At 41.6% G+C, this 14,051-nt stretch carries 12 protein-coding genes and 3 pseudogenes; all 15 read left to right on the top strand.

Going from position 1 to position 14,051, the window contains the following annotated elements; translation table 11 throughout:
- Positions 1–14: 14 nt before the first annotated feature.
- Complete coding sequence (locus AEX56_RS03300) at positions 15–941, top strand: aspartate carbamoyltransferase catalytic subunit (RefSeq protein WP_049617878.1); 927 nt, start codon at positions 15–17, stop codon at positions 939–941.
- A gap of 53 nt (positions 942–994) precedes the next feature.
- Positions 995–2,080, top strand: coding sequence for a carbamoyl phosphate synthase small subunit (locus AEX56_RS03295; RefSeq protein ID WP_049617877.1), 1,086 nt, complete (start codon positions 995–997; stop codon positions 2,078–2,080).
- A gap of 276 nt (positions 2,081–2,356) precedes the next feature.
- Positions 2,357–5,469 (top strand): annotated as a pseudogene (gene carB / locus AEX56_RS03290) (carbamoyl-phosphate synthase large subunit).
- A 196-nt stretch (positions 5,470–5,665) separates the two neighbouring features.
- A complete protein-coding gene (locus AEX56_RS03285; protein ID WP_049617876.1) occupies positions 5,666–5,941 on the top strand; it encodes a GNAT family N-acetyltransferase in 276 nt (91 codons plus the stop codon).
- Between the two features lie 139 nt (positions 5,942–6,080).
- Positions 6,081–7,051: pseudogene (locus tag AEX56_RS03280) on the top strand (VOC family protein).
- A 12-nt stretch (positions 7,052–7,063) separates the two neighbouring features.
- Entirely contained in the window at positions 7,064–7,957 is an 894-nt protein-coding gene (locus AEX56_RS03275) for a VOC family protein (RefSeq protein ID WP_049617875.1), read from the top strand.
- Between the two features lie 31 nt (positions 7,958–7,988).
- The gene (locus tag AEX56_RS03270) at positions 7,989–8,597 is read left to right on the top strand and encodes a flavin reductase family protein (RefSeq protein ID WP_049617874.1); all 609 of its coding nucleotides are present in this window, start codon (positions 7,989–7,991) and stop codon (positions 8,595–8,597) included.
- Between the two features lie 149 nt (positions 8,598–8,746).
- Positions 8,747–9,208, top strand: a complete 462-nt coding sequence (locus AEX56_RS03265) for an alpha/beta hydrolase (RefSeq protein ID WP_236682960.1) — start codon at positions 8,747–8,749, stop codon at positions 9,206–9,208.
- A 15-nt stretch (positions 9,209–9,223) separates the two neighbouring features.
- Positions 9,224–9,862, top strand: coding sequence for an MBL fold metallo-hydrolase (locus AEX56_RS03260; RefSeq protein WP_049617873.1), 639 nt, complete (start codon positions 9,224–9,226; stop codon positions 9,860–9,862).
- A 225-nt stretch (positions 9,863–10,087) separates the two neighbouring features.
- Positions 10,088–10,844: pseudogene (locus AEX56_RS03255) on the top strand (class I SAM-dependent methyltransferase).
- Between the two features lie 182 nt (positions 10,845–11,026).
- A complete protein-coding gene (rpsP, locus tag AEX56_RS03250) occupies positions 11,027–11,299 on the top strand; it encodes a 30S ribosomal protein S16 (RefSeq protein ID WP_049617872.1) in 273 nt (90 codons plus the stop codon).
- Between the two features lie 28 nt (positions 11,300–11,327).
- Positions 11,328–11,567, top strand: coding sequence for a KH domain-containing protein (locus tag AEX56_RS03245; protein ID WP_049617871.1), 240 nt, complete (start codon positions 11,328–11,330; stop codon positions 11,565–11,567).
- A 357-nt stretch (positions 11,568–11,924) separates the two neighbouring features.
- Positions 11,925–12,641, top strand: coding sequence for an LPXTG cell wall anchor domain-containing protein (locus AEX56_RS03240; RefSeq protein ID WP_053093910.1), 717 nt, complete (start codon positions 11,925–11,927; stop codon positions 12,639–12,641).
- A gap of 140 nt (positions 12,642–12,781) precedes the next feature.
- A complete protein-coding gene (rimM, locus tag AEX56_RS03235; RefSeq protein ID WP_049617870.1) occupies positions 12,782–13,300 on the top strand; it encodes a ribosome maturation factor RimM in 519 nt (172 codons plus the stop codon).
- Positions 13,290–14,012, top strand: coding sequence for a tRNA (guanosine(37)-N1)-methyltransferase TrmD (trmD, locus tag AEX56_RS03230; protein WP_049617869.1), 723 nt, complete (start codon positions 13,290–13,292; stop codon positions 14,010–14,012). The genes rimM and trmD overlap by 11 nt, the downstream gene beginning before the upstream one ends.
- The last annotated feature ends 39 nt before the right edge of the window (positions 14,013–14,051 follow it).

The following is a 14,051-nucleotide window of genomic DNA, read 5'->3' as shown; positions in this document are numbered from 1 at the left end:
GAATAGGTATCAAGATGACAATCACAAACGGTAAAGTATCCCTCAAGCACTTGGTTACAATGGAAACTCTCTCCAACGAAGAAGTTCTCGGTCTCATTCAGCTCGGTTTAGCTTTTAAAGCTGGAGAAGTTGATTTTGTGCATGATCGAAAGTATTTTGCTTCTAACCTCTTTTTTGAGGACTCCACTCGGACTCATAAATCTTTTGAAATGGCAGAGCTTCGTCTCGACATGGGCATGATTGATTTTGACGCACGGACTAGCTCAGTCAATAAGGGAGAAACGCTCTACGATACGATCTTAACCATGAGTGCCCTTGGAGTAGATATCTGTGTTGTTCGTCACCCAGATGTGGATTACTATAAGCAATTGATTGATAGTCCGACTATTCAAACTTCCATCATCAATGGTGGCGATGGTTCCGGTCAACATCCAAGCCAGTCCTTGCTAGATTTGATGACGATTTATGAAGAATTTTCTTCCTTTGAAGGTTTAAAGATAGTGATTGCAGGAGATATTACCCACTCACGAGTTGCTAAGTCTAATATGCAGATTTTAAAACGCTTGGGGGCAGAGGTTTTTTTTGCAGGTCCTATAGAATGGTACGCAGAAGAATTTGATGTCTATGGTCAGCACGTAGCTATGGATGACATTGTCGAAGAGATAGATGTCCTCATGCTCTTGCGCGTGCAACATGAGCGCCACGATGGTCAAGGGAGCTTCTCAAAAGAAGAGTACAACCACTTGTATGGATTGACGGATGAAAGATACAAACGATTGAAAGAGAATGCCATTGTTATGCATCCTGCACCCGTTAATCGTGATGTAGAAATTGACGACCACTTAGTAGAGGCGCCTAAGTCACGCATCGTTCGCCAAATGCAAAATGGTGTCTTCGTGCGGATGGCGATTTTAGAAGCAGTTTTGAATGGAAAGGCTTAATGTCACACACCGAACGTTAAATAACTTCTGGGAAACTAGACGAAAGGAAGAAGATGAAGCGATTATTGATTTTAGAGGATGGAACTGTTTTCGAAGGGAAAACCTTCGGAGCAGATATAGACGTAACTGGAGAGTTGGTTTTCAGTACAGGGATGACCGGCTATCAGGAGTCTATTACTGACCAATCTTACAATGGACAGATTTTGATCTTCACCTATCCTTTGATTGGAAATTATGGGATTAATCGTGATGATTATGAATCCATTACGCCCACTTGTAAGGGAGTAGTGGTTGCGGAAGTTGCACGGCGTGCTAGTAACTGGCGTAACCAAATGTCCCTAGATGAATTTTTAAAAGTTAAACGTATTCCAGGGATTTCTGGAATTGATACGAGGGCATTGACTAAGATCATTCGTGAGCATGGGATTATGAAAGCGACTATGGCAGATGTAGGAGATAGCTTGGACCATTTGACGGATCAGCTGCGAGCGACTGTTTTACCAAGCAATAATATTGAGCAAGTTTCCACTAAGACCCCCTATCCAGCTCCTGGGATTGGGAAAAATATTGTGCTGGTTGATTTTGGGCTTAAGCATTCGATTCTGCGCGAATTTGCCAAGCATCAGTGTAATGTGACCGTTGTACCCTTTGATACAACTGTGGAAGAGATTCTTCATTTAAATCCTGATGGAGTCATGTTGTCAAATGGGCCTGGGAATCCTGAGGATGTGCCAGGGGCACTGGAAATGATTCGTGGTGTACAAGGAAAAATACCTATTTTTGGAATTTGTATGGGACACCAACTCTTTAGTTTGGCAAATGGTGCGACGACCTATAAAATGAAGTTTGGACATCGCGGTTTCAATCATGCAGTACGTGAAATTGCGACAGGTCGAGTTGATTTTACTAGTCAAAACCATGGTTACGTCGTTGAACGGGAGACCTTACCAGATTGTCTGATGGTGACGCACGAGGAAATCAACGATAAAACTATCGAAGGTATTCGTCACCGACATTTCCCAGCCTTCTCTGTACAATTTCATCCGGATTCAGCGCCAGGTCCACATGATGCCAGCTATCTCTTTGATGAATTTTTAGAGATGATTGATGCATTTCAAGCAGAAAGGTTGAATCGCTAATTGTCAGACTAGGCGAATCTCTATGGAGGTGTAGCTAGCTCACACACTAGCACCAACACCTATTATCATTGAATAGATGTTGATTCGTCAAAGTATTATTTAATGTCACCCAGTGAGGTGACGAATAGAAAGGAGAGAGGGGAGTAAACTGTATTTGGTCCAACTGAATACGGGCTACGGACACAGCCAAAAAGATAGTTTTTCCTAGAACCTTGGGGTTCTTTGTCAAAACTCCTATTTTGGCTGTGTCCGCTTAGCGCCCTTAATATCTTATACATGCCAAAACGTTCTGATATTAAAAAAATTATGGTGATTGGGTCTGGTCCGATTGTTATTGGACAGGCAGCGGAATTTGATTACGCGGGAACTCAGGCTTGTCTTGCCTTGAAAGAGGAGGGATACAGCGTTGTTCTTCTCAACTCCAATCCAGCTACCATTATGACGGATAAAGAAATTGCGGATAAGGTTTATATTGAGCCTATCACGCTGGAGTTTGTGATTCGCATCTTGCGCAAGGAGCGCCCAGACGCTCTATTACCTACACTTGGTGGACAAACGGGTCTCAACATGGCGATGGAATTATCAAAGATAGGGATTCTGGATGAGCTTGGTATTGAGCTCTTAGGAACCAAATTGTCTGCTATTAATCAGGCAGAAGATCGTGACCTCTTCAAACAACTGATGGAAGATTTGGAGCAGCCTATTCCTGAATCTAAAATCGTAAATACGGTTGAAGAAGCTCTTGCCTTTGCAGTGGGAATCGGCTATCCTGTCATTGTTCGTCCTGCTTTTACTCTTGGTGGAACCGGTGGAGGAATATGTGCCAACGAAAATGAGTTACGTGAAATTGCTGAAAATGGATTGAAATTGTCGCCTGTGATTCAATGTTTGATTGAGCGGTCCATCGCTGGTTTCAAGGAAATTGAATACGAAGTCATGCGAGATGCGGCTGACAATGCGCTGGTAGTCTGCACCATGGAAAACTTTGATCCGGTGGGAATTCACACGGGCGATTCTATTGTATTTGCACCGACACAGACGCTATCTGATGTCGAACATCAAATACTCCGAGACGCCAGTTTGAAAATCATTCGAGCTCTTAAAATCGAGGGGGGCTGTAATGTTCAGCTGGCGCTTGATCCCAATAGTTTTAAATACTATGTCATCGAGGTTAATCCTCGTGTGTCTCGAAGCTCTGCTCTTGCCTCAAAAGCGACAGGATACCCAATCGCTAAAATAGCTGCCAAAATAGCTGTCGGGCTCACGCTTGATGAGATGATTAACCCTGTCACAGGAACCACTTACGCCATGTTTGAGCCTGCCTTGGACTATGTAGTGGCAAAGATTCCACGCTTCCCGTTTGACAAATTCGAGCATGGCGAACGTCGTCTTGGGACGCAAATGAAGGCAACGGGCGAGGTTATGGCTATCGGTCGTAACATCGAGGAGGTTCTCCTCAAGGCCTGTCGTTCTCTTGAAATTGGCATTTACCACAACGAAATGCTAGAACTGAAGGGGGCAACCGACGACCAGCTGTTTGAGAAAATCGTTAAGGCTCAAGACGACCGACTCTTCTATGTGTCAGAGGCTATCCGCCGTGGATTTACCATTGAAGAAATAGCAGAGCTGACTAAGATTGATATCTTTTTCCTTGATAAATTGCTTCATATTTTTGAAATAGAAGAAGACTTGAAAAATTCCGTTGGAGATTTAGAGCTTCTCAAAGAAGCTAAGCGGAATGGCTTTTCAGATCGTCAAATTGCTGAGCTTTGGAATAGGACAACGGAAGCTATTCGTAAACTTCGTAGGGAAAATAAGATTCTTCCGGTCTACAAGATGGTGGATACTTGTGCTGCTGAGTTTGAATCCACGACCCCCTATTTTTACTCAACCTACGAGTGGGAAAATGAATCTATTCGTTCAGAAAAAGAATCTATACTAGTTCTTGGTTCTGGACCGATTCGTATTGGTCAAGGTGTTGAATTTGACTACGCCACAGTTCACTCGGTTAAAGCGATACAGGCAGCAGGCTATGAAGCTATTATCATGAACTCAAACCCTGAGACAGTTTCAACAGATTTTTCTGTATCCGACAAACTCTACTTTGAGCCACTAACTTTTGAAGATGTTATGAATGTGATCGAATTGGAGCAGCCAAAAGGAGTAGTGGTTCAATTTGGTGGTCAAACAGCTATTAACTTGGCAGAAAGCTTGGCAAATGCAGGTGTCACAATTCTAGGTACGCAGGTGTCGGACCTAGACCGTGCTGAAGACCGCAATCTCTTTGAAAAAGCCCTTAAAGTTCTAAGATTGGGTTCCCAGTCTTGGTACGTCCCTCGTATGTCTTGGGTGGTCGCGCTATGGAAATCCTTGAAAATGAAGAGGATCTCCGTTCTTATATGCACACTGCGGTGAAAGCTAGCCCAGAGCATCCCGTTCTTATTGATTCCTACATCGTAGGAGGTGAGTGTGAAGTGGATGTTATTTCAGACGGGAAGGACGTTCTCATTCCAGGAATTATGGAACATATTGAGCGTGCAGGTGTGCACTCGGGTGACTCTATGGCTGTTTATCCGCCACAAAGTTTGTCAGCTAAGGTGCAAGCCACTATTGCGGATTACACCAAGCGCTTGGCGATCGGTCTAAATTGCATCGGTATGATGAATATTCAATTTGTCATTAAGGAAGAGACAGTCTATGTCATTGAGGTTAATTCTCGTGCTAGTCGGACCGTACCTTTCTTATCTAAAGTAACCAACATTCCAATGGCACAAGTAGCCACAAATCTCATCTTGGGCAAATCCTTAGCTGAGCAAGGTTATGAAGACGGACTTTATCCTGAATCTAGTCAAGTACACGTGAAAGCCCCTGTCTTCTCCTTCTCCAAGTTAGCAAAGGTAGATAGTCTCCTTGGTCCTGAAATGAAATCGACTGGTGAAGTCATGGGTTCAGATCTTACGCTAGAAAAAGCTCTTTACAAGGCTTTTGAAGCTAGCTATTTTCACTTATCTGACTACGGAAATATAGTCTTTACCATCGCTGATGACAGTAAAGTAGAAGCACTCGCTTTAGCCAAACGTTTCGATGCTATCGGCTATAGCGTTCTTGCGACAGAAGGGACAGCTAAATTTTTTTCGAAGAATGGTTTGGATACTCGCCTGGTTGGAAAAATCGGGGAGACTACCAATGATATTCCCCATTTGGTGCGTAGCGGTCAAATACAAGCCGTTGTAAATACAGTCGGTACCAAGCGAACAACGGATCGGGATGGCCGAATCATTCGCAGCTCTGCTATTGAACAGGGTGTACCACTCTTTACAGCACTGGATACGGCAGAAGCCATGCTCAAGGTGATTGAGAGCCGCGGATTCACTACACAGGCTATTTAGAAATACTAGGAACTTATCAATAGAAAGTGTAGAAACATTCAAGTCTTGATGACAGAAAATCACATAGGTTTGCTAGCGAGATTAAAAATCATTTTTCTTTTCTTATCTTATTCTGACAATCATGTAAGGGGTTCCAATTGCATTTTCAAGAGAGTTTTGATAGACTGATGGTAGAAAGTTTCGAGGAGGAATTCACATGGAAATTTTATTTGAAGAAGCAAACGAACGTTCCGTAGCATTGGACGGTGGAAAAGAAATTGGAGAGTGTACATTTATCTCATCTGGTGATAAATGTACCATCAATCATACATTTGTGGAGCCAACTTATGAAGGACGTGGGATTGCTCGTCAATTGGTAGAAAAGATTATTGATGTGGCACGTGAGCGCAATCAAAAAGTGGCTGCAACCTGTCCTTATGTTGTTGCTCTTTTCCAAAAAACAGATAAATACGACGATGTTGCAGTAAAATAAATAGATAAGGCAGATTTGAGGGGTCAAATCTGCTTTTTTGAGCATATTTTTTTGATATTACAACTAACTAGTGATATATTGGTTTCAACAGAAAGAGTCTGTTAGAAAAATGAATCAGACATAATGGAGGAAACAGCATATGACACATCACGTACTTTTAGGGATTCACCACGTGACAGCTATGACCAAGGACGTTGAAAAAAATTATCACTTTTTCACAGAAGTGTTGGGCATGCGTTTGGTTAAAAAGACTGTGAATCAAGACGATATTCATACCTATCACACCTTTTTTGCAGATGATAAAGGTTCGGCTGGGACGGATATGACCTTCTTTGATTTTCCAAATAATCCGCAGGGAACCCGGGGGACAAATGGTATTACTCGTATTGGATTCCGTGTGCCCAATGATGCAGCATTGGATTATTATCTAGATCGTTTTAATGAATTTGGTATCAAACACGATGGCATTATCAATCTTTTCGGGCACAAAGCTCTGCCATTCGAAGAAGAAGATGGACAACGCTACCAATTGGTGTCTGATGAGCACAATCAAGGTGTAGCAGCTGGTCAGCCATGGAAAGAGGGACCGGTGCCTACAGATAAGGCGATTTACGGCTTAGGACCAATTGAAATCACAGCATAGCGTCTTATTTTAAAGATTTTAAAGTTTTCTTGATGCAAGTTTATGGCATGCGCGTGGTAGAAGACGGCGAAGATTTTAGCCTTTTAGAGGTCGGACAAGGCGGTCACGGAGGTCAGGTCATTTTGCGTAAAGACGAAACCAGCCCTCAAGAAAGACAAGGCTATGGCTTGGTACACCATGTCTCATTCCGCGTGCCAGACAATGCTGCTATCAAAGTGTGGGCTGAAAAATACCAGACTCTCAATATTCCAAATTCTGGATTAGTAGATCGTTTTTATTTTGAAGCTCTCTATGCACGCGTCGGTCATATCTTGATTGAGATTTCGACTGACGGACCTGGCTTTGCAACAGATGAACCTTACGAAACCTTGGGTGAACGTTTGTCCTTACCACCGTTTTTGGAGCCCAAACGTGAGATGATTGAAGCGACGGTTCGTCCATTTAATACGAGCCGTACTCATAAATAAGATATCTACTGTATGAAAAAACTGAATCGAATTCATCATATCAGTGCCATTGTGGGCAATGCTTATCAAGCATTAGAATTTTATCAGGACATTCTTGGACTCGAATTGGTCAAGCAGACGGTGAACTTTGACGGCGGTAAGAGTTACCATCTCTATTTTTCGAGTCAAGAGGTCAACGAAAAATTTCTATTCACTATTTTCCCTTGGGAGAATGCTGAAGCTGGTATGAAAGGGAGCGATCAAGGTGGTCGGATTGCCTTTGAGATTCCCAAAGGATCTTTGGGACAATGGCAGAGCTATCTAGCAGAAAATGATGTAGATAGTCATATTGATAGTTGGTTTGATCAACCAGCCTTGTATTTTCACGATAAACAGGGACTTGATTTAGCCTTGGTTGAAGGACAAAAAATAGAGGACAATTGGGCTATTCTTGGTTTTTATGGCATGATGATGGAAAGTGATCAGATAGTTGCTAGTCAAGAATTTTTGCAAGATTATTTTGATCTATCGGCAATTGAAGAAAATGAGAATTTTATTCGTCTCGTATTAGCTGATTCGTCGCAACAAGAGCTTTTGTTACCAAAAACTAGAATGGCTAGAGGAAAATTCGGGCCTGGAACCGTTCATCATATAGCCTTTGCAGTGTCAAATCAGAAGGATTTGCTAACCTATCGTCAAGCATTTGAAAATGTCTGCTTCACGCCAACTGTTGTGCGAGATCGTAAGTATTTTGAGTCTGTTTATCTACGAGAACCTGGTAAGGTAATTGTCGAATTAGCGACGGAGGAGCCTGATCTCACTGTAGATGAAAGGCTAGAAGAGTTAGGACGATCCTTGCAACTTCCACAAAAGTATGAGAATCGTAGACAGCAGATAGAAGCACAGCTGTTGTCCTTAAAAAGATAAAAAACCAAAGATAAAAAATTGAGGAGATGTCATGATTTCAATGGACCAATCGGCTTTGACCAAGCAAGAAATGTACAAAATAATGATTGGTACCGTCATTCCGCGCCCTATTGCCCTGGTGGCGACGCTCGGTGAGCAGGGACGGTTATCGGGGCCCTTCAGTTTTTCTAATATTGTCAGTTATAAACCGCCGCTGACTTCCATCAGTATTCAGCGAAAAAATGGGCAGCTCAAGGATACGACAGCCAATATTCTGCGAACGAAGGAAGCAGTTGTTCACAGTGTTTCCAAATCTATTTTGAAAAGTGTTAATGAGACAGCTCGTGAGTTAGCACCTGATGAGAGTGAGCTGAACTATACGGATTTTGATCTTATGATGTCAGAGACGATGAAGACACCTGGTATCCTACAGGCTTTGGCGCGGTTTGAAACCATTTTACACCAGCATATTCCAATTCAAGATGAAGAGGGGCAAATTGTTGCAGACTTGTTGCTTCTTAAGATTCAGCATCTTCATTTAAGTGAAACAGTTTATCAGAATAGCTATATTTTAGCAGATCAATTAGAACCTATGAGTCGACTGGCGGGAAATGATTACGCGGAGCTGGGCGAGAAAACAACCATGGAGCGACCGAAATAAGGAGAGAAAATGGAATATATTTTTCAAAAAGGAAAGCATGGAGTACCTACCTTTGTCCTCTTGCATGGAACGGGTGGGGACGAGGAGAATTTGTTGCCTATCGCGCATTTTTAAATACGGAAGCAAGTGTCATCAGCTTGCGAGGTGACGTGAATGAACAGGGAATGTTGCGCTTTTTCAAACGTCTGGCAGAAGGGCAGTATGATGTGGAAGGTTTGCATGCACGTGGCTTGAAGTTGATGCAGTTTCTGACAAAGCTGGCTAAACAAGAGGATGTAGACTTGTCGGAGATGATCTTGGTTGGTTTTTCAAATGGTGCCAATATGGCCGTCAATCTGCTCCTACAAGACCAATCTCCCTTTCAAAAGGCTATGCTTTTTTCACCCATGTATCCTGTAGATGTTACTCATTTGCAAGAGGGAAAACAGCATACTAAGGTATTTTTATCCCTCGGAGAAGTGGATCCAATTGTTCCATTATCAGAGAGTAAGCGTGTGGTAGAGATATTTGAAGAACGCCATGCAGAAGTTGACATTTTCTGGGGACGAAGCCATGAAGTCAGCCTCCAAGCTTTAGAGGTTGCTAAGGATTGGTTGAAACATTTAAAATAGGCAAGGAGTGAGAATATGAAAATCATTCGACATATACATGCTTGTGTGGAAGTTCTTGTGGATGAGACACGAATCATCATTGATCCAGGAGAATTCGGAATACCTGATTCACTTGACCAAGCAGATGCTATTTTGATTACTCATCATCATTTTGACCATGTAGATCAAGAACGAATCAAAAAATTAGTAGAGAAAAAGCCACATATAAAAGTTTTTGGACCGTCAAGTTTTGCTGATGACGTAGATTTTCCAGTAACGATTGCCAAAGAGGGAGACGATTTTTCTGTCGGTGATGCTCGAATTTCCGTCCATGGACAGTTTCAGGACATTGCCAACCTAGCGGATGATCCTATTGAAAATGTCGGCTATCTCATCAATGATTTTCTTCTTCATCCAGGGGATGCTCTTCCCAAAATTGAGGATAGTCCTGCTGTTCTATTGCCAATGGCTGCGCCTTGGGTCAAAACAAGGGATATTCAGACTTATTTACGTAACTATAAGCCGCGTTTTATATTACCCAATCATGATTTGATTTTGAATGACATGGGACGGGAATTCTCTCTTAAAACCTTTGAGCAATTAGCTAAGGAAATTGACGCGACTGTCTATGGTTTGCAACCTGGTCAATCTATTGAATTTGAATTGAATCAATAATGAGAGAGAGTGAGACAAAAATCGGTCATTTCGTAGAGATTCGATTTTTAGTACTTTTTCAATTTCGGATATTGACCTAAAACAGTCTACTAGACCGTTTTACTCCCACCTCTGCACAGTTGATTAAGAGGGCACTATCTCTTGTAGCGTAAGGGATGAGAATTTCCAATCCATCACTGTGTTGAACATTTTCTAGATCATCTTACAATCACCACCAGTCTGGGAATGGCTCCCGACTTGGTGGATGTGGCGCAAAAAAATGCTCAGGAACTCGGGATTCCTTACCAAGAGCGCCAAAAGCAATCACTCAAAAAACTCTTACAAAATAAGGATGCTATCTTAGTAGTTTATAAGGATCGCTTGGTCTTGGAACAAGCGAGTGGACACAGTCTTTATTTTCACCCAGCCAGATACAGCCATGTTGCGCATCAAGTCTGCGCGTGATCCACTCTTAGAAATCATTGGACGAAAACACCAGACAATATTGGATTGCACAATGGGAATGGCCTCGGATAGTCTGGTTATGGCGAGTGCTGGTCATCAAGTGACCGCTTTAGAGTCACAATTTTTGACTTATTTCATCATATCACGAGGACTCGCCACTTTTGATAGTGGAAATCCTGAGCTGAATAAAGCAATGCAGAGTATAAAAACGATTCACGCTGACAGCCTTGATTTTCTTAAATCTGCTAAGAACAATGCCTATGATGTCCTCTATTTTGATCCTATGTTTTCAGAAAAGATTACTGAATCAACTAATCTAGACGGTCTCATTGAGCTAGCAAATCAGCAGAAGCTAACTCAAGAAATGATAGCAGAAGCCAAGCGTGTAGCAAGAGAAAAGATTATTGTCAAAGCTCATTTTCGTGACAAAGTATTTGAAGAATTTGTCTTTGAGCGCTTGGTGCGTCCCAATCAGAAATTTCACTATGGTGTGATGAGATTAAATGGAAGTTTATTGACAGAGGTTAAATGTGAATAGGATGATAGTGCAGATAGATAGCAAGCAAAACGATATAAGTTATCAGGATTCAGTGAAGTAAAAAATTTTTAGACTGTCAAGAAAAAAACTTGACAGTCTATTTTTTTGTGTTATAATAGTTAAGGTAAATAGCTGAGCTATTACCAAAATGAAATTAAACTAAAGAAAAGAGACTTTACAAAATGGCAGTAAAAATCCGTTTGACTCGTATGGGTTCTAAGAAAAAACCTTTCTACCGTATCAACATTGCAGACTCACGTGCACCACGTGATGGTCGTTTCATCGAAACAATTGGAACTTACAACCCACTTGTTGCTGAAAATCAAGTAACATTGAAAGAAGATCGTATCCTTGACTGGTTGGCTAAAGGTGCACAACCATCTGATACAGTTCGCAACATCCTTTCAAAAGAAGGCGTATTGAAAAAATTCCACGACGCTAAATTTTCTAAATAATCACTAAAAGCGAGAGCGAGACATACTTATGGACATGATTGAAAATCTTATTATCGCCATTGTGAAACCATTGATTTCACAGCCAGATAGCTTGACGATTAAAATCGTTGATACACCTGAATTCTTGGAGTACCATTTGGACTTGGATCAGTCTGATATCGGTCGTGTAATCGGTCGGAAAGGTCGTACCATTTCTGCGATTCGTACGATTGTTTATTCTGTCCCTACAAATGATAAAAAAGTACGTCTTGTGATTGATGAAAAATAAAGGAGAAGCTGAGATTCGTCTTGGCTTTTTTTGATTGTTTAAAAAGAATTCATTCTCAACATCTTTTTTTAAAAAACGGTTGACATTTCCTTTTGTCCTTGTTAAACTCATTCTATAACCTTAACCGGTTAATTATTTTGCGCACTTAATTAACTAGTTAAATAAAAGGGGTACAAAAGTGAAAAAATCTCATATTGCTTTAGCAGCAAGTTCTGTATTGATGGCAGCATCTTTGACAGTCGTAGACAGCCTACCGTTATCGCTGCGGAGACACCTGCAGTTTCAGAAACGACTGGGACATTCCGTTTTGTAGCAACAGTTGTTGATGAAAATAGTCTGGCTCTTGCAGGTAAGTCTGTGCTTGTTTCAGATACTACTAGTGGAAATCAACCGATTGAAACTGTGACGACTAATGACAAGGGACAAGCAGTCTTTTCCGCACTTCCAACTAATCACAGTATTAGTGTTACAGTGAATGGTATTGTACAGGGTTACACCCTAAGAACTAGCGAAGCTGGTAGTCAATTATTTGCTAGCTTCACCGCAAAAGGTCAAGGTGTAGGCAATCCTACTTATAGCAAACAAGCAGCTATTATTACTGTGCGAAATGAAGATGGTGAACCTCTCAAAGATCAAACAGTTACCTTGAAAACTCAAAATGGTCGCGTGATAGAAACCATTACAACGGGTGTGGATGGTGTTGCCAAGTTTACAAAAGAATTGATGGACGGTACATTCTATACTTACGAAGTCAATAACAAAGCACTCGGGCAAATCATGCCTGGTGATGACATCAGCGCTTATTTGAAAGCGGACCAAATCCTAGCTAAATCTGAGGACAAAGACAGTAAATCTGACATTGACTCAGCCGATAAGGTAGAAGCTTCAGAGGAAAAAGCTAGCGCAAATGCTGCTTCCGCAACCGCTACTAAAGTCACACCAAAAGATGGAAAGAAAGCATTGCCATCAACAGGTGAAACGACATCTGTTGTCTGGAATCTTTTAGGAATTACTTTAGCAAGCGTGGTAGGCTTTATGCTTTCCCTTCGAGCAAAAGGTATGCTCAAAAAATAAACCATTCGTGATCATAGATTTCCCTCGACCTAGCCAGTCGGGGGTTTTTGTTAGGATTGCTATTTTCCATTTCTTGTGAAAAGTCAGTGAAAATGTTAAAATAAAGTCAAATTGTTTTAGGAATTGAGAGAAAATCAGAAATGAATTATTTTAATGTGGGAAAAATCGTCAATACGCAAGGACTGCATGGGGAATTGCGGGTCATGAGTGTGACGGATTTTACAGAAGAGCGTTTTAAAAAAGGGAGTAAGCTGTCTATTTTCGATGCCAAAGACCAGTTTGTTATGGAAGTAGAAGTCGCTACCCATCGAAAACAGAAGAATTTTGATATTGTCAAGTTTAAGGGGCTTTACCATATCAATGATGTAGAGAAATACAAGGGGATGTCTCTCAAAGTCGCGGAGGAAGATTTGTCTGATTTGGATGAGGATGAATTTTACTACCACGAGATTATTGGACTTGATGTCTATGAAGGTGATGTTCTTATCGGGCAGATTAAGGAAATTCTCCAACCTGGTGCCAACGATGTTTGGGTAGTCAAACGTAAAGGGAAGAAAGATCTGCTCTTGCCTTATATTCCGCCAGTGGTTCTTAATGTTGACGTGACTGGTAATCGTGTGGATGTAGAGCTTTTGGAAGGATTAGATGATGAAAATTGATATTCTGACGCTCTTTCCGGAGATGTTTGCCCCTCTGGAGCATTCTATTGTGGGAAAGGCAAAAGAAAAAGGGTTGCTAGACATCAATTACCATAATTTTCGTGAACATGCAGAGAAGGCTCGCCATGTAGATGATGAACCATATGGTGGTGGTCAAGGTATGTTGTTGCGCGCGCAGCCCATTTTCGATACTATTGAACAAATAGATGCCAAGAATCCTCGCGTTATCTTGCTGGATCCAGCTGGTCGTACTTTTGACCAAAGCTATGCGGAAGAATTGGCGCAGGAAGAAGAACTCATTTTCATCTGTGGACACTACGAGGGCTACGACGAACGAATAAAAACGCTGGTAACGGATGAGATTTCCTTAGGAGACTTTGTCTTGACGGGGGGCGAACTGGCTGCCATGACCATGGTGGATGCGACCGTTCGTCTGATTCCAGAAGTCATTGGTAAGGAAGTCAGTCATCGGGATGATAGTTTTTCATCAGGACTTTTGGAATATCCTCAATACACGCGTCCCTATGATTTTCGCGGTATGCTTGTGCCGGATGTTTTGATGAGTGGTCATCATGAAAATATTCGAAAATGGCGTTTGGAAGAAAGTTTGCGTAAGACCTATAAGCGTCGTCCAGACCTGCTAGAACATTACAACTTTACAGAGGAAGAAGCTCTGCTATTTGAAAAAATAAAAGAAGAAAGTTTGAACTAATTCAGACTTTTTTCTGAACAAAAGATAAAAAGGAGGCTG

The sequence above is a fragment of the Streptococcus sp. X13SY08 genome (genome assembly GCF_001182825.2).
In the GTDB taxonomy this organism is placed as follows: domain Bacteria; phylum Bacillota; class Bacilli; order Lactobacillales; family Streptococcaceae; genus Streptococcus.
Note: the sequence above shows the minus strand (reverse complement) of the source record. Positions and strands in the feature narration are given on the sequence as shown.